Origin of the sequence: Dermacoccus sp. 147Ba (genome assembly GCF_004151355.1) — a bacterium.
Taxonomy (GTDB): domain Bacteria; phylum Actinomycetota; class Actinomycetes; order Actinomycetales; family Dermatophilaceae; genus Dermacoccus; species Dermacoccus abyssi.
The window spans coordinates 412,985-437,202 of sequence record NZ_SEHL01000002.1; the positions used below are offsets into that span (position 1 = coordinate 412,985).

At 68.9% G+C, this 24,218-nt stretch carries 22 protein-coding genes; 11 read left to right on the plus strand and 11 right to left on the minus strand.

The genetic code is table 11. The features are described 5' to 3' along the window. Window positions 1-11: 11 nt before the first annotated feature. Window positions 12-1,445: a polyprenol phosphomannose-dependent alpha 1,6 mannosyltransferase MptB gene (gene mptB, locus EVU97_RS04250; RefSeq protein ID WP_129663740.1), complete on the minus strand. Its 1,434-nt coding sequence runs from the start codon at window positions 1,443-1,445 to the stop codon at window positions 12-14. 11 nt (window positions 1,446-1,456) lie between these two features. Continuing rightward, window positions 1,457-2,587, minus strand: coding sequence for a uroporphyrinogen decarboxylase (gene hemE, locus EVU97_RS04255; protein ID WP_129663742.1), 1,131 nt, complete (start codon window positions 2,585-2,587; stop codon window positions 1,457-1,459). On the opposite strand from hemE, the gene EVU97_RS04260 reads away from it, so the two are divergent. Further along, window positions 2,586-3,134: a GNAT family N-acetyltransferase gene (locus EVU97_RS04260; RefSeq protein WP_129663744.1), complete on the plus strand. Its 549-nt coding sequence runs from the start codon at window positions 2,586-2,588 to the stop codon at window positions 3,132-3,134. The two genes, hemE and EVU97_RS04260, sit on opposite strands and share 2 nt — an antisense overlap. Before the next feature lie 4 nt (window positions 3,135-3,138). On the opposite strand, the gene EVU97_RS04265 is transcribed toward EVU97_RS04260, so the two are convergent. Further along, window positions 3,139-3,990, minus strand: coding sequence for a DMT family transporter (locus EVU97_RS04265; RefSeq protein WP_165357869.1), 852 nt, complete (start codon window positions 3,988-3,990; stop codon window positions 3,139-3,141). Between the two features lie 67 nt (window positions 3,991-4,057). Between EVU97_RS04265 and EVU97_RS04270 the strand changes: the two genes are divergently transcribed. The 6 genes from EVU97_RS04270 to EVU97_RS04295 all read left to right on the plus strand — a co-directional run bounded on the left by EVU97_RS04270 (window position 4,058) and on the right by EVU97_RS04295 (window position 12,015). Next, window positions 4,058-4,639, plus strand: coding sequence for a DUF3000 domain-containing protein (locus EVU97_RS04270; protein ID WP_047311535.1), 582 nt, complete (start codon window positions 4,058-4,060; stop codon window positions 4,637-4,639). Further along, window positions 4,639-5,958 (plus strand): HRDC domain-containing protein, encoded by a 1,320-nt coding sequence (locus EVU97_RS04275; RefSeq protein ID WP_129663748.1) that lies wholly within the window; start codon window positions 4,639-4,641, stop codon window positions 5,956-5,958. Before EVU97_RS04270 ends, EVU97_RS04275 begins: the two co-directional genes overlap by 1 nt. A 74-nt stretch (window positions 5,959-6,032) precedes the next feature. Continuing rightward, entirely contained in the window at window positions 6,033-7,250 is a 1,218-nt protein-coding gene (locus EVU97_RS04280; protein WP_129663750.1) for a thiolase family protein, read from the plus strand. Then, window positions 7,250-9,364 (plus strand): 3-hydroxyacyl-CoA dehydrogenase NAD-binding domain-containing protein, encoded by a 2,115-nt coding sequence (locus EVU97_RS04285; RefSeq protein WP_129663752.1) that lies wholly within the window; start codon window positions 7,250-7,252, stop codon window positions 9,362-9,364. Before EVU97_RS04280 ends, EVU97_RS04285 begins: the two co-directional genes overlap by 1 nt. 206 nt (window positions 9,365-9,570) lie before the next feature. Continuing rightward, window positions 9,571-11,115 carry a UDP-N-acetylglucosamine 1-carboxyvinyltransferase gene (locus EVU97_RS04290; RefSeq protein ID WP_129663754.1) on the plus strand — a complete coding sequence of 515 codons (1,545 nt, stop codon included), beginning with the start codon at window positions 9,571-9,573 and terminating at the stop codon, window positions 11,113-11,115. Between the two features lie 114 nt (window positions 11,116-11,229). Continuing rightward, the gene (locus tag EVU97_RS04295; protein WP_129663756.1) at window positions 11,230-12,015 is read left to right on the plus strand and encodes a glycerophosphodiester phosphodiesterase family protein; all 786 of its coding nucleotides are present in this window, start codon (window positions 11,230-11,232) and stop codon (window positions 12,013-12,015) included. Between the two features lie 137 nt (window positions 12,016-12,152). On the opposite strand, the gene EVU97_RS04300 is transcribed toward EVU97_RS04295, so the two are convergent. The 4 genes from EVU97_RS04300 to EVU97_RS04315 all read right to left on the minus strand — a co-directional run bounded on the left by EVU97_RS04300 (window position 12,153) and on the right by EVU97_RS04315 (window position 16,760). Then, a complete protein-coding gene (locus tag EVU97_RS04300) occupies window positions 12,153-13,163 on the minus strand; it encodes an aminoglycoside phosphotransferase family protein (protein ID WP_129663758.1) in 1,011 nt (336 codons plus the stop codon). After that, a complete protein-coding gene (gene dxs, locus EVU97_RS04305) occupies window positions 13,164-15,047 on the minus strand; it encodes a 1-deoxy-D-xylulose-5-phosphate synthase (protein ID WP_129663760.1) in 1,884 nt (627 codons plus the stop codon). 116 nt (window positions 15,048-15,163) lie between these two features. Next, entirely contained in the window at window positions 15,164-15,541 is a 378-nt protein-coding gene (locus tag EVU97_RS04310) for a hypothetical protein (protein ID WP_047311724.1), read from the minus strand. A 34-nt stretch (window positions 15,542-15,575) separates the two neighbouring features. Then, complete coding sequence (locus EVU97_RS04315; protein WP_129663762.1) at window positions 15,576-16,760, minus strand: benzoate/H(+) symporter BenE family transporter; 1,185 nt, start codon at window positions 16,758-16,760, stop codon at window positions 15,576-15,578. Window positions 16,761-16,885: 125 nt separating this feature from the next. On the opposite strand from EVU97_RS04315, the gene EVU97_RS04320 reads away from it, so the two are divergent. The 4 genes from EVU97_RS04320 (at window position 16,886) to EVU97_RS04335 (ending at window position 20,947) form a co-directional block, all read left to right on the plus strand. Next, the gene (locus tag EVU97_RS04320) at window positions 16,886-17,554 is read left to right on the plus strand and encodes a hypothetical protein (protein WP_129663764.1); all 669 of its coding nucleotides are present in this window, start codon (window positions 16,886-16,888) and stop codon (window positions 17,552-17,554) included. A 113-nt stretch (window positions 17,555-17,667) separates the two neighbouring features. Continuing rightward, window positions 17,668-18,375: a B3/4 domain-containing protein gene (locus tag EVU97_RS04325; RefSeq protein WP_129663766.1), complete on the plus strand. Its 708-nt coding sequence runs from the start codon at window positions 17,668-17,670 to the stop codon at window positions 18,373-18,375. A gap of 120 nt (window positions 18,376-18,495) precedes the next feature. Further along, window positions 18,496-19,998, plus strand: coding sequence for a long-chain fatty acid--CoA ligase (locus EVU97_RS04330; RefSeq protein WP_129663768.1), 1,503 nt, complete (start codon window positions 18,496-18,498; stop codon window positions 19,996-19,998). Continuing rightward, window positions 19,991-20,947, plus strand: coding sequence for a phosphotriesterase (locus EVU97_RS04335; protein ID WP_129663770.1), 957 nt, complete (start codon window positions 19,991-19,993; stop codon window positions 20,945-20,947). The genes EVU97_RS04330 and EVU97_RS04335 overlap by 8 nt, the downstream gene beginning before the upstream one ends. Before the next feature lie 26 nt (window positions 20,948-20,973). Here EVU97_RS04335 and EVU97_RS04340 read toward each other — a convergent pair whose 3' ends face one another. The 4 genes from EVU97_RS04340 to sigK all read right to left on the minus strand — a co-directional run bounded on the left by EVU97_RS04340 (window position 20,974) and on the right by sigK (window position 24,162). Then, on the minus strand, window positions 20,974-21,291 hold the full coding sequence (locus tag EVU97_RS04340; RefSeq protein WP_129663771.1) for a hypothetical protein: 318 nt from the start codon (window positions 21,289-21,291) through the stop codon (window positions 20,974-20,976). A gap of 80 nt (window positions 21,292-21,371) precedes the next feature. Beyond that, window positions 21,372-22,898, minus strand: coding sequence for a molybdopterin-dependent oxidoreductase (locus tag EVU97_RS04345; protein ID WP_129663773.1), 1,527 nt, complete (start codon window positions 22,896-22,898; stop codon window positions 21,372-21,374). Beyond that, window positions 22,895-23,623, minus strand: coding sequence for an anti-sigma factor domain-containing protein (locus EVU97_RS04350; RefSeq protein ID WP_129663775.1), 729 nt, complete (start codon window positions 23,621-23,623; stop codon window positions 22,895-22,897). Before EVU97_RS04350 ends, EVU97_RS04345 begins: the two co-directional genes overlap by 4 nt. Further along, window positions 23,620-24,162 carry an ECF RNA polymerase sigma factor SigK gene (gene sigK / locus EVU97_RS04355; RefSeq protein WP_129663777.1) on the minus strand — a complete coding sequence of 181 codons (543 nt, stop codon included), beginning with the start codon at window positions 24,160-24,162 and terminating at the stop codon, window positions 23,620-23,622. The genes EVU97_RS04350 and sigK overlap by 4 nt, the downstream gene beginning before the upstream one ends. Window positions 24,163-24,218: the final 56 nt, after the last annotated feature.

The window sequence follows — 24,218 nt, forward strand, 5'->3', positions numbered from 1 at the left end:
GCTGAACGGCGTCAGGCGTCGGCGACGGGTCGCGAGTCGCCGGCCCTGACGGCACGCACGATCGTCAGGCCGAGGACGACGAGACCGGCCGCGAGGAGAGATCCGCCGGCCATCTCCGAATCGAGGGGCGCGAGGAACGCGAGCGCCGCTCCGAGGAAGATGGCCCTGCGGGTGCGACGACGCTCGAGCAGCAACAGCGCTGCGGCCGGCACCACGGCGAGTGCGTACCAGGACTGCACGACCGGTGCGAGGAGCACCACCGCAGCGAACACCCCGATGCACGTTGCGAGTCCCGACGTGGGGTCACCCGTGGGCCTCGTGAGGGCCAGGACGATGACCAAGGCGACGGCGAGCGCCATGCCGAGCGCACGCACGACGGGCACGGCGTACATCTCGAGGCCGCTGCCGGTCTGTGCGAGCAGCCATTCGAGCACGACGCCGACGGCGGTGGGCGCCGACGCCGGGGTGACGACGACGCCCGGCACGCTGAGCACCTTGACCCATCCGAGCCCGAGCCCGTAGGGAATGCCGCTTGCGGCGACGGTGGCGGCGGCGATGAGACCACCGGCCGCGAGCCTGACGAATCGTCCGGGTAGCCGCACTGCCCCGGGCAAGGAGACGAGAACGACGGGAACGACCGCGACCACGGCCGTGAACTTCACCGCAACGGCAAGACCGACGAGCACGACGCCGAGCACCCACCGACGTTCGGCGGCGAACACGAGCGCCGCGGCCACGAGGCCCATGACGAGGGCGTCGTTGTGCAGCCCGCCGACGGCGTGGACGAGGACGAAAGGTGACGCGATCGCGAGCGCCGTCGCCCTCGCCGGGTCGATGCCGAGGTGGCGGGCGAGGCGCGGAACGGCCCACGCAGTGAGGCCGAGCCCGATCAGGGCGGGCACCCGCTGGAGCAACAGCAGGAGCGTGGGGTCGCCGAACACCTCGCGCGTCAGAGCACCCCAGATGATGGGGATCGGCCCGTACGGCGTGGGGGTGTAGCGCCAGATCGGGTCGACCATCGAGGTGAGTAGTTCGGGCATCTCGCCCGGGGAGATCGTGTACGGGTCACGCCCGGACGCCGCGACGGCGCCCTGGGCCATGTAGCTCCACCCGTCGTGGGAGAACAGCGGAGGCGCGATGAGCAGGGGCGCCATCCAGCGCATCGTCACGGCCCGTACGTGACGGACGCGTTCGTCGGCCGATCCTTCCGCCGGGGTCCGCACGAGGCTCACCCATGCGTGCGTGAGCAAGGCGACGCCGATCAGCGTGACGACGAGGGCGAGGAAGCGTCCTGGCGCGTTCGTGCCCAACCACTGCAGCGGGGCGACGAGGAAGCGCACCGGGCTCGGAGGCAGCTCGTTGAGGACGAGCCCCGCGAGGAGCAGGAGCACCGAGCCGCACACACCCCGGCTGACGAGGGTGCCGGGCAACGTCGGAGCACGCATGTGCCGGAGCGTCAGCGAGCGGAGATCTCGTGAACGCGGGCGACGACGCGCGTGATGACGTCGGGGTCGGTGCTCGGCAGGACGCCGTGGCCGAGGTTGAAGATGTGGCCCTTCGCGCGACGGCCCGCGGCGACGATCTCGTCAACCTTGGCCTCGAGGGGCTCCCAGGGAGCGAAGAGGAGCGCGGGGTCGAGATTGCCCTGGAGAGCGTACTGACCGCCGGTGCGTTCGCGGGCGGCGTCGAGGTCGACGCGGAAGTCGACACCGACGACGTCGGCGCCCGCCTCGCCCATGGCGGAGAGCAGTTCACCGGTACCGACGCCGAAGTGGATCTTCGGCACGTCGAGCCCCTCGACAGCGGCGAGCGCCTGACGTGAGTGCGGCTGGACGAAGCGCAGGTAGTCGGCAAGCGGGAGGTTGCCGACCCACGAGTCGAACAGCTGGACGGCACTGGCGCCGGCTTCGGCCTGCACGCGCAGGAACGCACCCGAGATCTGGGCGAGACGAGCGCACAGGTCGTTCCAGAGCTCCGGGTCGCCGTACATGAGCGCCTTGGTGTTCTCGTGGTTCTTCGAGGGCCCGCCCTCGACGAGGTACGAGGCGAGCGTGAAGGGTGCACCCGCGAAACCGATGAGCGGCGTGCCGCCGAGTTCGGCGGTGAGCAGCTTGACCGATTCGGTGATGTCCGGGACGGCGTCGGGCGTCAGCTCGGGCAGGCGGTCGAGGTCGGCGCGCGTGCGGATCGGCTGCGCGACGACCGGGCCCACGCCCGCGACGATGTCGAGGTCGACGCCGACAGCTGCGAGCGGCACGACGATGTCACTGAAGAAGATGGCGGCGTCGACGTCGTGACGACGCACGGGCTGCATCGTGATCTCGGTGACGAGGTCGGGTCGGCGACACGACTCGAGCATCCCGACTCCCTCGCGCACCTTGCGGTACTCGGGCAGCGAACGGCCGGCCTGGCGCATGAACCACACGGGCGTGTAGGGCACTTCTTCGCCGCGGGCAGCCTTGACGAGGACGGAGTTGCGCGGGTCGACATTCGTTTCGCTCACGCTCGAAATCCTCTCATGCGCACCTGGCTTCGGCAGCGGCGAACCACCCGGAGGACCCTGGTCGATCTGACAGGGTAAAGCCATGGCCTCCCCCGCCGAAACCCTGCACACCGAACGCCTCGTCCTTCGCCGCTTCGCACCCGATGACGACGCCGACTTCGAGTTCGCTCTCGAGCTCCATGCGAACCCCGATCTGGCCCGGTTCATCCCGTCGGCCGTTCTCACCACCCGCGAGGACGCGGCCGCGTGGTTGCGCCGGATCGACGGCAACACCTCCCCGGGACGCGGCTGGTGGTGCGTCGAGGCCGAGGGCGCGCCCGTCGCGGCCATCCTGCTCAAACCGATCCCTTTCTCCGCCGGGTACACGAACGCGGCGACGGAGGATGTCGAGATCGGGTGGCGCGCCACGAGCACAGCCACCGGTCACGGCTACGTCACGGAAGCGGCCCGCGCCGTTCTCGACGCGGCGCTGGCCGGTGGCCTCGACCGGGTTGTCGCCGTCACCGACCCGGCCAACGTCGCCTCACGACGGGTGACCGAGCGTCTCGGCATGACGCACCTCGGACGCACCGAGCGCTACTACGACGCGTCGCTCGAACTGTTCGTCGCGCGCAGCGACCGGTCGGCCTGAGCCGTCAGATCGACACGAGGCACACGCCCACGACGGTGAGTGCCACACCCGCCAGCTGAACCCCGCGCAGACGCTCGCCGAGGAAACCGCGGGCGAGCAGCAGCGTCGCGACCGGGTAGAGCGAGCCGAGCACGGCGACGATCGAGACCTGCCCCTGGGCCGAAGCCGCGGCGAACAGCAGGTTCGCGACGAGGTCGCCGATGCCGAGCAGCGGCAGCGCAAGAATGAGACGAGGCGTCAGGGGTTCGCTGGCCACGTTCCGTGAACGCAGGACGAGGAACGTGGGGATAAGCAGCGACAGGCTGCCGCACCGCATGGCGAGCATGGAGCCGGACAGGTCGTGCCGCGCCCCTCCGTCCATGAAGTACAGGGACAGCCCGAACGCGACGGCGGCGATCGCGGCGAGCGTGACCGGCCTGCGGCCCACCTCACCCGACAGTTCGGGTCCACTTGCGAGCACCGCACCCACGAGGGCGACGACAAGGCCCACCCCGACGATCGTCGTCCACGCGTCGCCACGGAGGAGACCGAGCGTGACGGGCACGATGGCACCGAGGGCCGTGATGGGCGAGACGACGCCCATCGTCCCGGTCGACAGCGCCGCGTACAGGCACAGCAATCCCACGGCGCCACTGAGCCCCGCCGCGATGCCCCAGAGCGCCCATGCCGTGACGGGCGATTCCCCGTGCGAGCCCCACAAACTCACGGACAGGAAGAACACGAACGCCGCAGCGAGGCCACCGAGCTGAGACAGGGTGACGACCTTGACCGGGTGCATCCGCTTCGTCAGAACGCCTCCGGCGAAGTCTGCGCTTCCCCAGACGGCGGAGGAGAGAAGGGCCAGGAACGTCACCACATGCGCAGGGTAGGACGCGCGGCGTGCCTCCCGTGAATTCGCCCCTTTCCGGCCTAATCTTCTGGCCATGGGGATGCAGACATTGAAGCGCGACGACGCCGAGCACTTCGCCGACGTGGTCGATGCCGTCAAGGCCGCGCGGGTGCGTCCCGAACTCTCCCTCACCGAGGTGCCCCCGCCGCGCCGTATTGCTCCCCACGCCGTCGCTTTCTCCGCCGAGGTCGTCGACCCGCGTGACGACGACGCCGTTCTCGGCACCGGACGTTTCGTCCTTCTGCACGACCCCGCGGGCCCCGAGGCCTGGCACGGCACCTGGCGCGTCGTGACGTTCGCTCGCGCCGAACTCGAATCCGAGATGGCCACAGACCCGGCGCTCGGCGCTGTCGGCTGGTCCTGGCTCGTCGAGTCCCTCAAGGACGCCGGCGCCACGTACACCGCGGAAGCCGGCACCGTCACCCGCGTCGTCAACGAGAGCTTCGCCGGCCTCGCCGAGCGTCCCTCGAGTGTCGAGCTCGAAGTGCGTGCGTCGTGGACCCCGGATGGCAACGACATCGCCGCCCACCTGCAGGGTTGGGCCACGCTCATGTGCACGGTCGCCGGCCTGCCGCCGCTGCCCGAAGGGGTGTCCGCCCTGCCGGGGCGCTTCTGATGACGTCCGACTCCCCCGCCGGCGACAACGCGTCGCTCGAGGACGCGCAGCCGACCGACGACAAGCCGAGCTATCCCCTGCTCGCCGAACCGGCTGACGGCGTTCCCGAGATCGTGACGACGGCCGCGCGTCTCAAGGAGTGCTGCGCCGCCATCCGCGCCGGCTCCGGGCCCGTCGCCATCGACGCCGAACGCGCGTCGGGCTTCCGCTACGGAAACGACGCCTACCTCGTCCAGCTGCGGCGCAAGGGTTCGGGCACCTGGCTCATCGACCCGGTGCCGTGCAGCGATCTCAGCAGCCTGAATGCCGCCATCGGCAAGGCCGAGTGGGTTCTTCACGCCGCAACGCAGGATCTCGCCTGCCTCAAGGCCCTCGGTCTTTGCCCGAAGGCGCTGTTCGACACCGAACTCGGCAGCCGCCTCGCCGGCCTCGCCCGCGTCGGGCTCGCCGCCGTCACGGAGCACTACGTCGGCGTCACGCTCGCCAAGGAGCACTCGGCCGTTGACTGGTCGACGCGTCCGCTGCCCCACGACTGGCTCGTCTACGCCGCCCTCGACGTCGAGCGCCTCGTCGAGGTGCGTGACGCCCTGGCCGCCGACCTCGAAGCCCAGGGCAAGGGCGAATGGGCCCGTCAGGAGTTCGAGGCGCTGCTCGACTTCGAGGGCCCGACGCCGAAGAAGGACCCGTGGCGACGCACGTCCGGTCTGCACGCGCTGCGCGATCCGCGCCAGGTCGCCCGGGTGCGTTCGCTGTGGCAGACGCGCGAGGACATCGCCCAGCGCCGCGACACGACGCCGGGTCGCGTGCTGCCCGACGCGCTCATCATCGATCTGGCCCGCCGCAACCCCAACGACGTCGCCGGTCTCGTCGGCCCGCCCGCCATCCGCCCACGCGTCGGTGACGGCTCGGCCCGACGCCGCCGTCCGCGCCCCGCGCACCGTGGACTCGCGCGCTACGGCGAGCGGTGGCTCAACGCGCTCAAGAACGCCGACTCCCTGCCGCAGCGCGAGCTGCCGCCCCTGACGATGCGTACGAACGCTCCCCCGCCGATCCGGGCGTGGGCCGATCGCAACCCGGCTGCCGCCGGTCGTCTCGACGACGTCCGCTACGGCCTCCAGCAGTTCAGCGAGAAGCGCAACGTGCCCGTCGAGAACCTGCTGACGCCCGATCTCCTGCGTCGCACCATCTGGTCGCCGCCGGCCGATCAGAGCGAAGCCGGATGGCGTGAAGCCCTCGCCGCCGGGGGCGCACGCCCCTGGCAGTGCGACATCGTCGCGCCGCTTCTCGCCGAGGCCGCGCTCGATCACCCGACGAATTGATCGACCCGCGTACTCACGGGTAACCGAACGGGTTAGCCTGGCCTAGTCAGCTTTGTCTAACTTCGGGAGGCAACGTGCCCCGCACGCTCCATGAGGTCGTCTTCGTCGACGGTGTTCGTACGCCGTTCGGCAAGGCCGGTGAGAAGGGCATGTACGCCCAGACCCGCGCCGACGACCTGGTCATCAAATGCATCCGTGAACTCATGCGTCGTCAGCCGAACCTCCCGCCCGAGAGCGTCGACGAGGTGGCCATCGCCGCCACGACGCAGATCGGTGACCAGGGCCTGACGATCGGCCGTATGGCCGCTCTCCTGTCGGGTCTGCCCAAGTCAGTTCCCGGTTACGCCATCGACCGCATGTGCGCCGGCGCCATGACGGCCGTGACGACGACCGCGTCCGGCATCGCGTTCGGCGCCTACGACATCGCCATCGCCGGCGGCGTCGAGCACATGGGTCACCACCCCATGGGTGAGGGCACCGACCCGAACCCGCGCATCGTCGCCGAGAAGCTCGTCGACCCGAGTGCCCTCGTCATGGGCAAGACGGCCGAGAACCTGCACGACCGTTTCCCGGCCATCACCAAGGAGCGCTGCGACGCGTTCGCCGTCGGCTCGCAGAACAAGCTCGCCAAGGCCTACGCCGAGGGCAAGATTCAGCAGGACCTCGTGCCCGTCGCCACGCGTCACGCCGAGAAGGGCTGGGGCCTGGCCACCACCGACGAGCCGCCGCGTCCGGGCACCACGGTCGAGGACCTCGCCGGTCTCAAGACGCCGTTCCGCGCCCACGGCAACGTGACCGCCGGTAACGCCGCCGGTCTCAACGACGGCGCCACGGCCTGCATCCTCGCCTCCGAGGAGAAGGCCAAGGAACTCGGCCTACCCGTCGGCATGCGCCTCGTCGGCTACTCCTTCGTCGGCGTCGACCCCGAGGTCATGGGTATCGGCCCGGTCCCGGCCACGGAGAAGGCTCTCAAGCAGGCCGGTCTCACGATCGACGACATCGACCTGTTCGAGCTCAACGAGGCCTTCGCCGTCCAGGTGCTCGCCTTCCTCGACCACTTCGGCATCGACGCCGAGGACGAGCGCGTCAACGCCTACGGCGGAGCGATCGCCACGGGTCACCCGCTGGCCAGCTCCGGCGTGCGCCTCATGACGCAGCTGTCGCGCCAGTTCGCCGAGAAGCCCGAAGCCCGCTACGGCCTGACGGCCATGTGCATCGGCATCGGCATGGGTGGCGCTGTCATCTGGGAGAACCCGAACCACCCCGACTACGGCAAGGAGAAGGTGGCCTGATGAACGACGCATCGAAGAACCAGGCTCACGACGAGGTCGTCACACACGCCCACGCGCAGGACATCCAGCTCCCGCGTCACGACGGCACAACGTCCGGCACCTTCGTCCTCATCACGCTCGACAACGGCTTCGACCACACGAAGCCGAACAGCTTCGGCCCGCTCGGCCTCGCCGAGCTCGAGGCTCAGCTGGACACGGCCGCCGAGCGTGCGGCCAAGGGCGAGATCGTCGGTCTCGGTGTCACCGGGAAGCCGTTCATCATGGCTGTCGGCGCCGACCTGACGGGCATCCCCGCGATCACGAGCCGCGAGCAGGCCGTCGAGATCGCCGAGCAGGGCCACCGCGTCTTCTCGAAGATCGCCGACCTCGACATCCCGACGTTCGCGTTCGTCAACGGCGCGTCCATGGGTGGCGGCGTCGAGATCGGGCTCTACTGCGACTACCGCACGATGTCCGCGGACGTTCCGGCTTACTCGCTGCCGGAGTGCTTCCTCGGTCTCGTGCCCGGCTGGGGCGGCACGTACCTGCTGCCGAACCTCATCGGTGTCGAGAACGCGCTGCAGCTCATCATCAGCAACCCGCTGTCGAACAACAAGATGGCCACGGGTGCTCAGGCGTTCAAGCTGGGCGTCGCCGACGAGCTCCTCGCGCCTGTCACGTTCCTCGAGGACTCGCTGCGCTTCGCGTCCGACGTCATCTCGGGCGAGAAGAAGGTCGAGCGCCCTGAGGTCGACAAGGACGAGTCGACGTGGAAGGCCGCGTGCGAGAAGGCCCGCGCCTTCACCATGCAGAAGACGGGCGGCGCTGCCCCCGCTCCGCTGCGTGCGATCGACCTCGTCGAGGCTGCCCGCACTAATACGCGCGAGCAGGGCTTCGAGGGCGAGAACGAGGCCCTCGGCGACCTCATCATGAGCGACGAACTGCGCGCCGGTCTGTACGCGTTCGACCTCGTCCAAAAGCGCGCCAAGCGCCCCGCCGGTGCGCCGGACAAGGCGCTCGCACGCAAGGTGACGAAGGTGGGCGTCGTCGGTGCCGGTCTCATGGCCAGCCAGCTCGCGCTGCTGTTCATCCGCCGCCTCGACGTGCCGGTCATCATGACCGACCTCGACCAGGCGCGCGTCGACAAGGGCGTGGAGTACGTGCACGCCGAGATCGACAAGCTCCTCGAGAAGAAGCGCGTCTCCCCCGACAAGGCCAACCGCCTCAAGGGTCTCGTCACGGGTTCGACGAGCAAGGACGGCTTCGCCGATGCCGACTTCGTCATCGAGGCCGTCTTCGAGGAGATGGGCGTCAAGAAGAAGGTGTGGTCCGAGGTCGAGGCCATCGTCACGCCCGAGTGCGTCCTCGCGACGAACACCTCGTCGCTGTCGGTGACGGAGATGGCGGAGGACCTCGCGCACCCCGAGCGCGTCGTGGGCTTCCACTTCTTCAACCCGGTCGCCGTCATGCCGCTGCTGGAGATCATCCGCGGTGACAAGACGGACGACGCGACGCTCGCCACGGCGTTCGCCACGGGCAAGCAGCTCAAGAAGACCTGCATCCTCGTGAAGAACTCGCCGTCGTTCGTCGTCAACCGCCTCCTCGGCCGCTTCATGGGCGAGGCGGGCAGGATCGCGGACGAGGGCACGCCGGTCGAGACCGTCGAGAAGGCGTTCGCCGGCATCACGCCGATGCCGCCGTTCATGCTCATGTCGCTCGTCGGCCCGGCGATCGCGCTGCACAACAGCGAGACGCTTCACGGTGCGTTCCCGGATCGCTTCTACGTCTCGCCGAACCTGGCGAAGGTCGTCGAGGCGAAGATTCCGGGCTTCTACGGCAAGGACGGCAAGCTCAACGAGGAGGTCTTCGCTCAGTTCGAGAAGACCGGCTCCACCGAGCTCACCGCCGAACAGGTGCGTGACCGCGCCCTCGAGGCCCTCGCCGACGAGACGCGTCGCATGCTCGACGAGGAGGTCGTCGCGGCTCCGATGGACATCGACCTCGCGATGATCACCGGTGCGGGCTTCCCGTTCTGGAACGGCGGCGTGACGCCGCTGCTCGACCGCCTCGGCATTTCCGAGAAGGTCACCGGACAGCGTTTCCTGCCGAAGGGCGCTGCCAGCGTCGCCGGCTGATCCCGCTTCGCGCAACAGAACGCGCGGGGAGAGCACTGATGTTCTCCCCGCGCTTTCTGTGTGTCCTCGAGCGCGCGCGACTCGCCGTTCCAAGACGGACGGTTGATCGCGAGGAGTGAACAGGTATCGTCGAGAAATACGCCACGTGGTGAAGGCCACGCGGTGGGCGATTCTTTATCTCATACATGAGATATAGCATGGAGAGCATGGTTCAACAGCAGCTTGTACGGATCGGTGGCACCATCCGTGAAGTCCGGCTCGAACGCGGTCTGACGCAGAGCGCCCTCGCAGCGCAGGTCGGCACCTCGCAGAGCGCGGTCGCCCGCATCGAGCAGGGCGGCCAGAACCTCAGCATGGAAATGCTGACCAAGATCAGCAGAGCACTCGATTCGGAGATCATCACCGTGGCCAGTAGCAACCTCCCCCTGAACATGCGCATCGAGGGCGGCAAGCAGCTCTCCGGTTCGATCGACGTCCGCACGAGCAAGAACGCTGCGGTCGCCTGCCTGTGTGCCGCCATGCTCAACAAGGGACGCACCACGCTGCGCAACCTCGCTCGCATCGAAGAGGTCAACCGGATCACCGAGGTGCTCAACTCCATCGGTGTGAAGACGCGCTGGCTGCCGGACTCGAGCGACCTCGAGATCACGCCGCCGGAGAAGATCGACCTGTCGACGATCGACGAGGTCGCCGCGCGCCGCACCCGCACGATTCTCATGTTCCTCGGCCCGCTCATGCACGAGTTCGACACGTTCGAACTGCCGAACGCCGGCGGCTGTGACCTCGGTGCGCGCACCGTCGAGCCTCACCTGCACGCGCTGCGCGCGTTCGGCATGTCCGTCGAGGCGTCGAACGGCTACTACCACGTGTCCGTCGACAACTCGGTGCGCCCGACGAAGCCGATCGTCCTCATCGAGCGTGGCGACACCGTCACCGAGAACGCGCTGTTCGCCGCCGCTCGCTACGAGGGCAAGACGATCATCCGCAACGCCTCGAGCAACTACATGGTGCAGGACCTGTGCTTCTTCCTGCGCGAGCTCGGTGTCTCCATCGAGGGCGTCGGCACGACGACCCTCGAGATCCAGGGCGTCGGCGAGATCAACAGGGACATCGAGTACTTCCCGAGCGAAGACCCGATCGAGGCCATGTCGCTCGTCGCCGCGGCGATCGTGACGAAGTCGGAGATCACGATCAAGCGCGTGCCGATCGAGTTCATGGAGATCGAGCTCGCCATCCTCGAGGAGATGGGCTTCCGCTACGAGATCACCGAGGAGTACACGTCCGCCAACGGCGAGACGCGCCTCGTCAACCTCACGACGAAGCCGGGCCCGCTCAAGGCGCCGACGGACAAGATCCACCCGCTGCCCTTCCCCGGCCTCAACATCGACAACTTACCGTTCTTCGCCGTCATTGCGGCGTGCGCCGAGGGCCAGACGCTCATCCACGACTGGGTGTACGAGAACCGCGCGATCTACCTCAACGAGCTGACGAAGATCGGCGCGACGGTGCACCTCATGGACCCGCACCGCGTCATGATCGAAGGTCCCGCCAAGTGGCGTGCGGCCGAGGTGATGTGCCCGCCTGCGCTTCGCCCGGGCGTCGTCATCCTGCTGGGCATGCTCGCGTGCCCCGGCACGTCGATCCTGCGCAACATCTATGTCATCAACCGTGGCTACGAGGAGCTCGACGAGCGCCTCAACGCGCTCGGCGCCGACATCACGAGCTTCCGCGACGACGAGTTCAGCAACTGAACCTGGCGCGCTGAGTCGCCTCGACGACGAGCCAGCCCCGTCACCACTCGGTGACGGGGCGGGCTCGTCTCATGTGGCAGCTCTCGCCTGTCGGCGATGGCATAGCCTCTCGTCATGGCCCTGCACGCATTCCCCGAAGCACTCGCCCACCGAGGTTTCTCGGGCGGCGACGGTCACACCCTCGAGAACTCGATGTCCGCGTTCGACGCGGCCGTGAGGCTCGGGTATCGCTGGGTGGAGACCGACGTGCACGCCACCGCCGACGGGGTGCTGCTCGCGTTCCACGACGAGACGCTCGACCGGACGACGGACGCCCGCGGCGTCATCGCGCAGCTCCCGTGGACTGTGGTCTCGAAGGCTCGCATCAACGGCGTCGAGCCGATCCCCCGCCTCGACGATCTGTTCACGCGTCACCCGCAGCTGTGCGTCAACATCGACGTCAAGGCTGCCGGGGCGATCGAGCCACTCATCGCGTGCATCGAGCAGCACGGAGCGCACGATCGGGTGCGGGTGGCGTCGTTCTCGGAGAAGCGCCGGCGGGCGGTGCTCTCGGGCCTCAGCCGACCCGTACGCAGTTCGCCCGGGCAGGAACTCATGACGGCGCTGTGGGTGAGCGCCCACGTTCCCGTTGTGGGCCGGATGCTGTTCAAGCGGCTCGCGAAGGGCATCGACGCCCTACAGATCCCCGAGCGCCACGGACGGGTGCGCGTGCTCGACCGGGCGCTGCTCAACGCCGCGCTCGCGGCCGGCGTCGAGGTGCACGTGTGGACCGTCAACGAGCGCTTCGACATGGAGCGGCTGCTCGACTTCGGCGTCGACGGCCTCGTCACCGACCGAGCCGACACCCTCAAGGACGTCCTCGTCGCGCGGGGTGACTGGCCCGACGTACCCGCCAACTGAGCGGGGTCCAGGGCCGTCGCGCAGGAGGGGAAGGATTCTTCCCTTCTTGCGTATAAGGGCCCGGCTTGGGCACAAGAAGGGAAGATTTCGCACTCTCTTGCGTCTCCATGGCCCGCGGTATCCCTCCGGCCGGGGCGTCAGGCCTGGCGCTGCCCCTCGAGGATCTCGTCTACCTCGCGGATGAGTGCGGCACCCGTGCGGCCCCACGAACGCAACTCGGCGTCGCTCGCTCGCGTCAGCGCCCGGCGCCAGCTGAGCACGCGGCTCATGCGACCCAGGAGCAGGGCGTCGTCGACGGCGCGGTGCAGGACGCTCGAACCGAGCGCATCGCCCCACCCGCTGGAGTACGCCCGCAGCAATCGCGCCCGCGCCGCGGCGGCAGCGGCGTCGTCGAGGCCCTCGGTCGTGGCGCGCAGCGGCTCGTACAACGACAGCAAGGGATGACCGACGTACGCGTGCATCCACTCCGTGATGCGGGCCTTCGTCAGACCCGCCGTGGTGCCGTCGGCGAGAACCGTGCCGGAACGCAGGTCGTCGTGCTGAACCGTGAGCGGCAGGCCGAGTTCTTCGAGGCGGCGCGCCGTGGACGACAGCGCCGACCAGTGGTTCGGCGACAACCCGAGCCGCCGCCACTGCTTGACGATGTCGCCGGGTGTCAGCTTGAGGACGCCGTCGCGCACCATGTCGTCGGCGACGGCAGCCGAGGCCCGCTGGATTCCGGCGTAGCGGCGCAGCACCCCCGACATGAGGCTGAGGCGTGACTCCTCGGTCTCCACCTCACGCAGGCTGCCACTCTCGGCGGGCGTGAGGAACCAGCGACGCTCTCGGTCGGCGGCCCAGATCGACGGCACGGCGTCGGGCACAACGGTGGCCAGGTGCCCCATGAGCACCGACTCCGAGGTCGTCTCCGGAAGGCCCGCCACCATGCGCACGCGCCCGTGATCGGTGTCGGCCACGAGGCGCGTGAACCACGGCGTCAGTGTCGGCTGCTTCGGCGTCGTCGCGTCACGCGTGACACCGCGACGCTCGAGCACCTCGTCCATCCAGCGGCTCGCGTCCCACATCCAGTCCTTGCTCGCCCACACCTCGGTGGCGGGGCCGGGGACGAGTGCGCCGGGAAGTGGCGGAAGGTCGTCGTACCGTGCCACTCAGGCGACGTCCTTGCCGTTTGCCAGGCGGGGGCGTAGGTCGGCGGTGATGGCGTCCGCCGTCAGGCCGATCTCGGTGAGCACCTCACCGCGCGAGGCGTGCAGGAGGAACTCCTTCGGGATGCCGTACGTGTCGACGCCCGCAGCGACGCCGGCCTCACGGAAGGCGCGCGCACACGCGGAACCGACACCGGCCTCGACGAGGTTGTCCTCCACGACGACGACGTGCTTCGCGCGAGCAGCCAACTCGACGAGCTCCGGGGCGACCGGGAAAACCCACCGCGGGTCGACAACCTGAACGGCGAGTCCGTCCGACTCCAGGGTCTGCGCCACGTCGAGCGCGACACCGACCATCGAACCGACACCCACGACGAGCACGTCCGGGTTCTCGGCGTCCTTCATGACGTCGAGGCGCCCGATGCGACGCTCGGCGACGAGGGGCTCACCGACGTCACCCTTCGGGAAGCGGATGACGCTCGGCGCATCGTCGATCTCGACGGCGTCGCGCAATTGCTCGCGCACCTGGGCGCCGTCACGCGGCGCGGCGAGGTGCAGGCCGGGCACGATCGAGCAGATCGACATGTCCCACATGCCGTTGTGCGAGGCGCCGTCGGAACCGGTGACACCCGCGCGGTCGAGCACGAACGTCACACCCTGCTTGTGCAGCGCGGCGTCCATGAGGAGCTGGTCGAACGCGCGGTTGAGGAACGTGGCGTACACGGCGACGACCGGGTGCAGACCGCCGTAGGAGAGCCCGGAGGCCATCGTCACGGCGTGCTGCTCGGCGATGCCGACGTCGAAGACGCGCTCGGGGTACTTCTTCGCGAAGTCGTCGAGGCCGACGGGAATGAGCATGGCCGCGGTGATCGCGACGACGTCGTCACGCTCGCCGCCGAGCGCCACCATCTCGTCACTGAACTCGTCGGTCCAGATGCGCCCGGAGACCTCGAACGGCAGCCCTGTCTCGGGGTTGAACTTGCCGATGCCGTGCCACTGGTCGGCTTCGTCGGAGTAGGCGGGCTTGTAGCCGCGCCCCTTCTGCGTGATGACGTGCACGAGCGTGGGGCGGCCGTAGTCGCGCGCCCGACGAAGGGCCGTCTCGACGGCCTGCTCGTCGTGGCCGTCGATGGGGCCGAGGTACTTGATGCCGAGGCTCTCGAAGACGCCCGTGTCGGGGTAGACCATGTCCTTGAGGCCGCGCTTCACACCGTGCAGCGCCTCGTACATCTTGTTACCGACCTTGGGCGTGCTCTGCAGGCGGCTCTTGCCCCAGTCGAGCACCTGGTCGTAGGTGTGCATCGTGCGCATCATCGCGAGGTGCTGCGCCATGCCGCCGATCGTCGGCGCGTACGAGCGCTCGTTGTCGTTGAGCACGATGACGAGCGGCAGGTCGGGGTCGGCCGAGATGTTGTTGAGCGCCTCCCAGGCCATGCCGCCGGTGAGTGCGCCGTCGCCGATGACGGCGACCGTGTGCCGGTCGACCTCGCCGCGCAGACGGCGCGCCTTGGCGATGCCCTCGGCCCACGACAGCGAGGTGGAGGCGTGCGAGTTCTCGACGACGTCGTGCTCGGACTCCTCACGGCTCGGATAGCCCGAGAGGCCGCCCGACTTCTTGAGCTTGCTGAAGTCGTGACGCCCGGTGAGCAGCTTGTGCACGTAGCTCTGGTGACCGGTGTCGAAGACGAACGTGTCATGCGGCGAGTCGAAGACGCGGTGCATGGCGATGGTCAGCTCGACGACGCCGAGGTTGGGGCCGAGGTGGCCCCCCGTCTTGGAGACGGAATCGACGAGGAACTGCCGGATCTCGGCCGCGAGGTCATCGAGCTTGTCGACCGGGATGCGCTTGAGATCGTCCGGCCCCGAGATGGTTTCCAGCAGGGTCACGTCTGAATCAGCCTTTCGAGAGTGCAGTCTCTTGAGTCTAGGTCGTTCGCCTGCAAGGTTCCATGCGAGCACACCCCCATGACGTTCGGACGTTACCGAAGAGTCACTTCCTCCCTTCACAACCGCGGCACGAACGTCTTGCCGCGCATCGCCTCATGGACGAGACGCACGGCGTGCGCCGTGGCGCGCAGCCGCAGCCCCTCGGCCGACAGGTGCTCCATCACCTGCGGAACGGCGCGCGGGGGCAGCTCGTCGGCCAGGTCGACCCGAATACGTCGGTACGACTCGCGCATCGCGTTCAGCTGCGCGTCGACGTGCCACGTGGCCACCCAGGCGAGCGCCACCGGATGCCGACGCCACGCGTCGTAGGCGCGGAAGTCGGCCGGGCACTGGTCGAGGAGCCACTGCGTGGCAGCCTGCTCCCACCCCGGCGCTCCTGGCGGCGGCACTCCCCTCGGCCACCCCGGAGGGCCGCCCTGCACGACATCGGACATGGCGTCAGCGTACGCCATTTTTCGAACATACGTTCTAACTGTTCGGAGTGGCCCGACGCCGCGCCACCGCACCCACCCCGAGCACGAGCAGGCCGGCGCTCACACTCCAGAAGGCAGAGCCGACGCCACCCAGCGTCACGCCCGAACCGGCGACGACGAGCGTCACCGCGGCCGCCTCGCGCGTCGCGACGGGCTCGAGTGCCGACGTAGCAGCTGCGGCGAAGGTGCCGAACAGCGCCACCGCAGCAACCGCCGCGAGCAACCCCTGCGGCGCCACGAGGGCCACTGCGACGACGGCGGCCGACGCCGGCGCCAACGCGACGTAGACGACGCCGCACGCGACAACCGCGATCCACCGACGATCCCGATCGGGATGCGCTTCGGGGCCCGCCGCGAGCGCCGCGGAGATGGCGGCCAGGTTGATGGCGTGAGCGCAGGCGACCGAACCGGCAACGCCCGCCGCGCCCGTGTAGAGCAGCGGTTTGCGCAGGCCGAGGCGGTACCCGAACGACGCGAGCACTGCGACGCCCGGCAGGTTCTGGCTCGTCATCGTCACGAGGAAGAGCGGCAGCGCGATGGCGACCATCGCCGTCGCGTCGAGGTGGGGCGCGACGAACTCGAGGTGGGGCGCGAGCGTCGTCACCCCCGTTCGCGAGAAGGCTCCGTCGACGCCCATGACGATGAGCGCCGCGGCGAGCGCGGCCAGCACCGCCCACCGCCGCGCGAACGCCGTCGTGACGAGCCAGGCGAGCAGGACACAGCCGATCTGCCACGGAGCACGGGGCAGGTCGATGAACGGCTTCGCGCAGATCGTGAGGAGGATGCCCGCGAGCATGGCGCTGGCGAGAGCAGCGGGGATGCGTTCGACAAGCTTCTCGAGCCACGGCACCGCACCGCACAGGGCGAGCAGCACGCCACAGACGGCGAATGCTCCGACAGCTCCGGCGAACCCGCCGGCGGTAGCGCCGGTCGTCGCGAGGAGCGCCGCGCCCGGAGTCGACCACGCCATCGTCACGGGCATCCGCGTGCGCAGGCTGAACACGATGCAGCCGAGCCCCATCGTCAGACACAGGACGAGCAGGCCACTCGCCGCCTGCGCCTGCGTCGCACCGACGGCCCGCAGGCCCGCGAGGACGACGGCGAACGAGCTCGTGAAGCCGACGACGGCGCACACGAGACCGGCCGTCACGGCCTGCAGATCGTCGTGCCCCATCGTCATCGGCTCAGCGTACGAGCGCTTCACGCCGATGGCTCGCGCCTGTCCACGGATGCGGTGCCGACGGCGATTCGCACCCGATTCTCCGAAGTCGCCACGCGGCAACTTACGCATCGGCAACTTGAGACGTGGACCACATAGTCAACCGAAGGAAGAATATATTCTCCGCACGCCGCACCACGTCCGTCGCCGTTGCCGCAGCAGCTCTCGCAGGCGCGACGACCCTCACGGCCACCGGCGCTCAGGCTGCCGAATCGCAGCCGAAGGACACCGTCTGGAACCTCGGCTACGACGTCGCCGCCACGACGAACGTCAAGAAGATGAACCAGAGCTCGTCGACGACCGGTTTCAGCTTCTCCACCGTTCACGTCGAGAAGGGCACGCTGAGCTCCGACCTCATGCTCAAGGACCTCAAGACGCCGGTGAAGCTCGGCGGCCTCCAGATCGGTTACGCCACGATTGCGGTCGAGCCGGTCGGCAAGGCGACGGGCACGATCGACGCCACGACGCACAAGGTGACGCAGACGCAGAAGGCGTACCTGCACATCAAGGATCTCTCCCCCGCCGGTCACGGCCTCATCAACCTCGTGGGCAAGAACTGCAAGACGTCGGCGCCGGTCGAGATCCCGGTGAGTGGCACGATGAAGGGCGGCTTCGACCCCATCGCCCTGAGCGGCAACTTCACTATTCCCAGCTTCACCGGCTGCGGAACCGGCGGAACGCTCAACAAGCTCGTGACGAAGCAGGTCAGCGGACCGGGCAACACCATCACGTTGAAGCTCACGCCGCGCGCCTGACTCGCGCAGCTCTTGACGTGGGGCGGACCGTCATTGCCGACGGTTCGCCCCACGTCTGTGTCCGCGCTCGCGTGTCCGCGCTCGCCCCGAGCCGCAGCGTGCACAATGGCCGCATGGGTACCTATGACGCATGGCTCGAGCAGGCCTCCATCGACGACGCCGTCCGCGATCTTCGTCCGGACTACCGGGCAGTGCTCGTCGTCGCCGAGGGGTTGAGCGGCGGCGAGTCGAACGAGGCGAGCGAAACGCTGCTGTTCGCCGCTGAGGAACACGTGCGCCCGCTCCTGGAGCACACGAAGGTCGAGGAACTCCCCCACATCGCCGCATGGCGCGAGGCGTTCCGCGCCTTCGGCGCCAAGCCCCAACGCACCCGCAACTCCGCGGAGGCGCTCATGCGTCGAGCTGACGCCCTTCCGCGCATCAACGCGCTGGCCGACGCCTACAACGCCGTCTCCGTCCGCTTCCAGACGCCGCTCGGCGGCGAGAACCTGGCCGCTTACGACGGGCCCCTGCGCCTCGTACGCGCGACCGGGGACGAGGAGTTCGGCACGCTCGCCTCGGGCGCCGAGACGGTCGAACACCCCGAGCCCGGCGAGGTCGTCTGGCGCGACGGCGCCGGCGTCACCTGCCGCCGGTGGAACTGGCGCCAGTGCTACCGCACGCGTCTGACGGAGGAGACGACCGACGCCGTCTTCATCTGCGATGTCCTCGACGTCGAACCGGGCGACGGCGAGCAGCGAGCCCAGGACGTTCTCGGCGCTCTCACCGAGGCCCTCGAGGCCGTCAGCCCTGGCGTGAAGCTCACCTCACGCATTCTGTGATCCAGCGGGCTCCCGTCGTCCGATCTCGGACGAGAAAGCGCCGCGACGCCCGCGCCCCACATGCCGCACCGCAATGGGTAGCGTGACTCGCATCACACGAAACCCGTAGCGAGGTGCTTCATGCCCAACGTCGCCGTGCCCATCTGGACGCACGCCGCCCGCAACCCCGACCACCCGGCCGTCCGCAGCCTCGACAAGAGCTGGTCCTACGAGGAGCTGCGCTCCCACGTCGCCGCGTGGGCTGGCGCGCTGCGTGAGGCGGGCATCGAACGCGGTGACCGCATCGTGCTCATCGCGCCGTCGGTGCCCGAGTTCGCTGCCGTCTACCACGGCGCCCAGGCTGCGGGCATCGTCGTCGTGACGCTCAACGTCATGTCGACGCCCGCCGAGATCGGTTACGTGCTGGGCGATTCCGGAGCCCGACTCGTCATCGCGTGGCACGCAGCGACGACGGCCGCCGAGCGCGCGGGCGCCGAGGCAGACGTCGACGTGTGGAGCCTGGAACCCCACGCCCCGGTCACCTGCGAGACGCCGCTGTCCGAGCCCGTGGAGCGCGACGCGTCCGAGACCGCTGTGCTCCTCTACACCTCGGGCACGACGGGTAAGCCCAAGGGCGTGCAGCTCACCGTTTCGAACCTGCTCGAGACGGCCGAGATCTTCATTCGCCAGCTCGAACTAGAGCCGACGGACGCGTTCGGCACCGGCCTGCCGCTGTTCCACGTCTTCGGTCAGTGCATCTGCATGAACACGATCCTCGTCGGCGGTGCGAGTCTCTCCCTGCTCAGCCCGTTCGAACCGCAGGCCATGGTCCGCATGATCCGCGACCACGAACTGACGATCGTCGCGGGCGTTCCGACGATGTGGAACTACCTCCTGCACGTCGCCGGCGACTTCGGCCCCGCTGACTTCGCCAATCTCCGCCTGGCTGCCTCCGGCGGCGCGAGCCTGCCGGTGGAGGTCATCCGCGCGTTCGAGACCCGCTTCGGCTGCACGATCCTCGAGGGGTACGGCCTCACGGAGACCACAGGCGCGGCGACGTACCACTCCCCCTTCATCGAGCAGCGCGTCGGCACGACGGGTATCGCTCTGCCAGGTGGCGCGGTCGAGGTGCGCGGCGCTGACGGGCAGCCCGTCGCCCTGGACGAGGTCGGCGAGGTCTTCATCACCGGCCCCATGGTGATGAAGGGGTACTGGAACCGCCCCGAGGCCACCGAGGCAGACCTCGTCGACGGGTGGTTCCGCACCGGAGACCTCGGCGCGCTCGACGCCGACGGGTATCTGCGCATCGTCGATCGCGCGAAGGACCTCATCATTCGTGGCGGCTACAACGTCTACCCCCGCGAGGTCGAGGAGGTGCTCTACGAGCACCCGGACGTCGTCGAGACGGCCGTCGTCGGCATCCCCGACGACACATACGGCGAGGAGGTCGGGGCCGTCGTCGTGCTGCGACCTGACGCGTCCCCCGACCCGGAGGCGTTGCGCGCGTGGCTCAAGGAACGGCTTTCCGCGTACAAGGTGCCGCACCTGTACCGGTTCGCGGACGAACTGCCCAAGGGCGCGACGGGAAAGATCCTCAAGCGCGCCATCGAGTGGACCCACGACGAGGAGAAGAACGATGACTGACGTCCAGACCGTCAAGGGGGTCGTCGACTCCGGCGACCTCGGTGCGACGCTCGTCCACGAGCACGTCTTCGTGCTCGGCGAGGAGTACCGCGTCAACTACAGCGAGTGGGACGAGGACGCCCGCGTCGCCGATGCGTCCCGCCAGTTGCAGGAGCTCAAAGAGCTCGGCATCGACACGATCCTCGACCCGACCGTGCTCGGGCTCGGGCGCTACATCCCGCGCATCCAGAAGGTGGCCGAGGGAACCGACCTCAACATCGTCGTCGCGACGGGCGTCTACACCTACGACGACGTGCCGTTCCAGTTCCACTACACGGGCCCGGAGACCCTCTTCGGCGGTCCGGAGCCGATGACCGAACTGTTCCTCAAGGACCTGCGCGAGGGCATCGCCGACACGGGCGTGCGCGCTGCGTTCCTCAAGTGCGCCATCGAGGAGAAGGGCCTGACGCCCGGTGTCGAGCGCGTCATGCGGGCGGTCGGCGCGGCGAGTGCCGAGACGTCGGCTCCGGTCACCGTGCACACCCACGCGGGCAGCGAATCCGGACTCGTGGCGCAGCGTGTGCTCGCCGAGGAGGGCGTCGACCTCGGTCGCGTCGTCATCGGCCACAGCGGCGACTCGACCGACCTCGATTACCTGTGCAAGCTCGCCGACGCCGGAAGCTACCTCGGCATGGACCGCTTCGGCATCGACGTTCTCCTGCCGTTCGAGCAGCGCGTCGACACGATCGTCGAGCTGTGCCGTCGCGGTTACGCCGAGAAGGTCGTCATCGCCCACGACGCGTCGTGCCTCATCGACTGGTTCCCCGAGGGACTCATCCCCCAGGCCCAACCGAACTGGAACTTCCGGCACATCAGCGAGGACGTGCTCCCTGCGCTGCGCGAGCGCGGCGTGAGCGACGCGGACATCCACACGATCCTGGTGGACAATCCGCGTCGCTACTTCGAGTAAGTTGGCCGTCGTTCGGCGGGCGAAGGTCAGTTCGCCGAGGACGTCATGGGGTCGGAGCTCTTCATGTCCTTCTTCATGTCGTCGGACGTCATCGAGTCGCTCTTCATGGAGTCCTTGGACATGTCGCTTTTCATGTCCTTCGACTTCATGTCGCTGGACTTCATGTCGGAGCTCTTCGTCCCGTCGGAGGTCATCGACTCGCCGGACTTCTTCATGTCGCTCTTCATCTCGGTGCTCGTCGGCATGTTCGACGACGAGTTGCCAGAGCCCTGGCCGTCGTTGTTGCAGGCGGCAACGCCGAACACGGCGCAGGCGGACAGGGTGATGGAGGCAAGGCGCTTCATGATGGTTCCTTCTCTCTCGCAAACGGTGTGCATGAGGCATTCGGCGCCCTCACCCGAATGGATGGGAGACGGGGCGTGGTCTACCTCACACCGACCGAGACGGTGTGCCATCCCGAGGCGCCGTCGGGCGTCACCTCGGCTTCCTGCGATGTCTGCACCTTGCCGTCGGCGTACCGGCAACGGGCCTTGATCGTGTGCTGCCCCTTGGGCGCGTCCCAGGACAGCCACCACTGCCGCCAGTAGTCGATACCGACATTCGGGCCGAGCTTGGCCGTCTGCCATTCGCCGTCGTCGATCTGCACCTCGACCCCGACGATGCCCTGGTGCTGGGCCCACGCGACACCGCCGATCGCCACGCGTCCGGCGTCAATGGTGCGGCCGGCGCGGGGTGTGTCGATGCGCGTCGAGGGCTTGATCGGACCCTTCTCGCTCCAGCCGCGGTCGGTCCAGTACGCGCGGTGCTCGGCGTAGGTGGTGACCGTCAGCTTCGTCACCCACTTCGTCGCCCCGACGTAGCCGTAGAGGCCCGGCGTCACGAGACGCGCGGGGAAACCGTGCTCGCGCGGCAGCGGCTCGCCGTTCATCCCGACGGCCAGGAGAGCCTGACGGTTCTTGTCCTGGAAGGCCTCGATCGGCGTCGAACAGGTCCACCCGTCATCGGAGACGGAAAGCACTTGGTCGGCGCCGCTGCGCGGACGCGCCTTGGCGAGCAGGTCGCGCACCGGGACACCGAGCCAGCGGGCGCCGCCCGCGTACTCGCCGCCCACCTCGTTGCTCACGCAGGTGAGGGTGACGTCGGCCTCGACGAGCGGCATGGCGAGGATGTCGTCGTAGGTGAACTCGAGTTCCTCCTCGACGTCGCCGTCGATGACGAGTCGCCACCCGCCCGCGTCGACGTTGGGCACGACGAGCGCGGTGTCGATGCGATAGAAGTTCGAATTCGGGGTGACGAGCGGCGTCACTCCCCTCACGGTGCGCTCCAGCCCGGCCGGCATGGCGGGCAGCGAGTGGCTCGGGCGCGGCAGGGCGCGCACCATCTGCGTCACCTGCGAGCCGATCTTCTGTCCCATGCCCGCGGCCACGGCTCCGAGCCCGGCAAGGGCTCCCGCGCTCAGCATCGTCCGGCGCGTCACGTCACCGGAGGCCACGCCAGGCGCGATGTTCGACGAACCGGACGCCGACGACATCACCGCCACGAAGCTTCCTACCCCGACGAAGGCCGTCGCGAGCGACGGGATGACGGCGAAGACTCCCCCGCCCGGCCGGGCCCACGCGGCAAGGCCGGCGAGCGCGACGAGGACACCGAGCAGCGCAACGCCGCGCACGAGCCGCGTCCGAGCGAGCAGCCCCGCGAGCGCCCCGAGCAGGCCGGTGACGAGCGCCACGGAGGCGAGCAGGACGGGCTTGTCAGCGGTGCCGAAGGTCGACACGGCGAAGTTCTTCAGCCAGGTCGGAGCCGCATCGACAACGGCCGAACCGACCGCGAACGGCGGCGAATAGCTCGGCCCCGTGATCGCCGCGACGAGGTGCCCTGCCCCCGCGCCGGCGATCGTCGAAGCCAGGCCGATGAACGCTGCTTGCCCCTTGCCGAGGTGCGCGGCCGTCACAGCTGCACCGAACCCAGCACCTTCGAGGTCGGCTGGGCCGAACCGCCGGCCGGTTCCATCGACACGGCGACCTCGCGGGCGGCGCCGGCGTCACCGTGCAACGGCATGGCGATGAGCCCGTCCTTCTCCGGCTCGGGCAGCAGGCCACCCGAGACCAACTTCCCGGAGGAGTCCTTGACCCACATCTGGTACGCCATGCCGTCCGGGGCGCGCCCCATCGTCGTCGACGTGACGACGGCCTTGTCCATACCCATCGAACGGGTGACGGTGATCTTGTGCTCGCCCATGTCGATGACCGACTCACGGGCGTCGTCGGCGTGCATGACCTCCGCGACTGGTGCCGGCATGGAGCCGGCGTCGTCGCTCGCGATCCGTACCCCGGCCACCGCGATGACGATGGCTGCGGCGGCAGCACCGAGCCACAGAATTGCTCGCCGGGCCGCGCGTGGCGTCTGGGAACGCTCCGCGGCGACGGGCACGACGGGTGGCAGCGGACGGGTGCGAGCCACCTGAGCGAGGAGCTCGCTGCGCACGTGAGCAGGCGGTGTCATCTCGGGAGCGGGCAGCGTTGCCGCGGCTTCCTGGAGGGAGCGCACCTCGTCGCGCGCCTCGGGGTGATCGCGCAGGTAGGCCTCAACCGCCTCACGCTCCTCGGGCGTCACGGCGTCCACCGCGTACGCACCGATGAGTCCGTAGGCGTCGCCCGGTCGAACGTTGCGCTTCATCGTTCACCTCCCATGGTGTCGCGCAGGCGGATGAGTCCGTCGCGGATGCGTGTCTTCGCCGTTCCGAGCGGCAGGTCGAGCAGGGCGGCCACCTCGGTGTGGGTGTGTCCGCCGAAGTAGGCCAGTTCGAGCGCCTCGCGCTGAACCGGGGTGAGCGTCGCCATCGCGCGCCGGACGCGCTCGGCCTCGAGGCTGCTGTCGACGGCTTCGCTCGTCGTGTCGAACGCGACCTCGCGTTGTTCGACGGCGTACCGCCCTTCCCGGGCGCTCGCGGTCTCGGCGTGGCGCACTCGGTCGACGGCCCGCCGGTGCGCGATCGTCATCATCCAGGACATGGCGGACGCCTGCTTCGCGTCGTAGCGAGCCGAATGGCGCCAGATGTCGAGGTAGGTCTCCTGGAGAACCTCCTCGGACTGCGCCGGGTCGCGCAGCACGCGCACGATGAGACCGAAGACGCGGGCGCTCGTGTCGTCGTACAGCTGCGCGAACGCAGCGTCATCACCTCGCGCGCAGCGTTGGACGAGTTCCTCAGCGCGCATCGGAGCACCTGACCGATCCGGTGCAGGAGCGAGCGACGCGGCACGGGCCGCACGGG

Coding starts and splice junctions, on each gene's coding strand:
- mptB (WP_129663740.1), bottom strand. CDS start 1,445: ATGCGTGCTCCGACGTTGCCCGGCACCCTCGTCAGCCGGGGTGTGTGC.
- EVU97_RS04260 (WP_129663744.1), top strand. CDS start 2,586: ATGGCCTCCCCCGCCGAAACCCTGCACACCGAACGCCTCGTCCTTCGC.
- hemE (WP_129663742.1), bottom strand. CDS start 2,587: ATGGCTTTACCCTGTCAGATCGACCAGGGTCCTCCGGGTGGTTCGCCG.
- EVU97_RS04270 (WP_047311535.1), top strand. CDS start 4,058: ATGGGGATGCAGACATTGAAGCGCGACGACGCCGAGCACTTCGCCGAC.
- EVU97_RS04275 (WP_129663748.1), top strand. CDS start 4,639: ATGACGTCCGACTCCCCCGCCGGCGACAACGCGTCGCTCGAGGACGCG.
- EVU97_RS04285 (WP_129663752.1), top strand. CDS start 7,250: ATGAACGACGCATCGAAGAACCAGGCTCACGACGAGGTCGTCACACAC.
- EVU97_RS04290 (WP_129663754.1), top strand. CDS start 9,571: ATGGTTCAACAGCAGCTTGTACGGATCGGTGGCACCATCCGTGAAGTC.
- EVU97_RS04295 (WP_129663756.1), top strand. CDS start 11,230: ATGGCCCTGCACGCATTCCCCGAAGCACTCGCCCACCGAGGTTTCTCG.
- EVU97_RS04310 (WP_047311724.1), bottom strand. CDS start 15,541: ATGTCCGATGTCGTGCAGGGCGGCCCTCCGGGGTGGCCGAGGGGAGTG.
- EVU97_RS04315 (WP_129663762.1), bottom strand. CDS start 16,760: ATGACGATGGGGCACGACGATCTGCAGGCCGTGACGGCCGGTCTCGTG.
- EVU97_RS04325 (WP_129663766.1), top strand. CDS start 17,668: ATGGGTACCTATGACGCATGGCTCGAGCAGGCCTCCATCGACGACGCC.
- EVU97_RS04330 (WP_129663768.1), top strand. CDS start 18,496: ATGCCCAACGTCGCCGTGCCCATCTGGACGCACGCCGCCCGCAACCCC.
- EVU97_RS04335 (WP_129663770.1), top strand. CDS start 19,991: ATGACTGACGTCCAGACCGTCAAGGGGGTCGTCGACTCCGGCGACCTC.
- EVU97_RS04340 (WP_129663771.1), bottom strand. CDS start 21,291: ATGAAGCGCCTTGCCTCCATCACCCTGTCCGCCTGCGCCGTGTTCGGC.
- EVU97_RS04350 (WP_129663775.1), bottom strand. CDS start 23,623: ATGAAGCGCAACGTTCGACCGGGCGACGCCTACGGACTCATCGGTGCG.
- sigK (WP_129663777.1), bottom strand. CDS start 24,162: ATGCGCGCTGAGGAACTCGTCCAACGCTGCGCGCGAGGTGATGACGCT.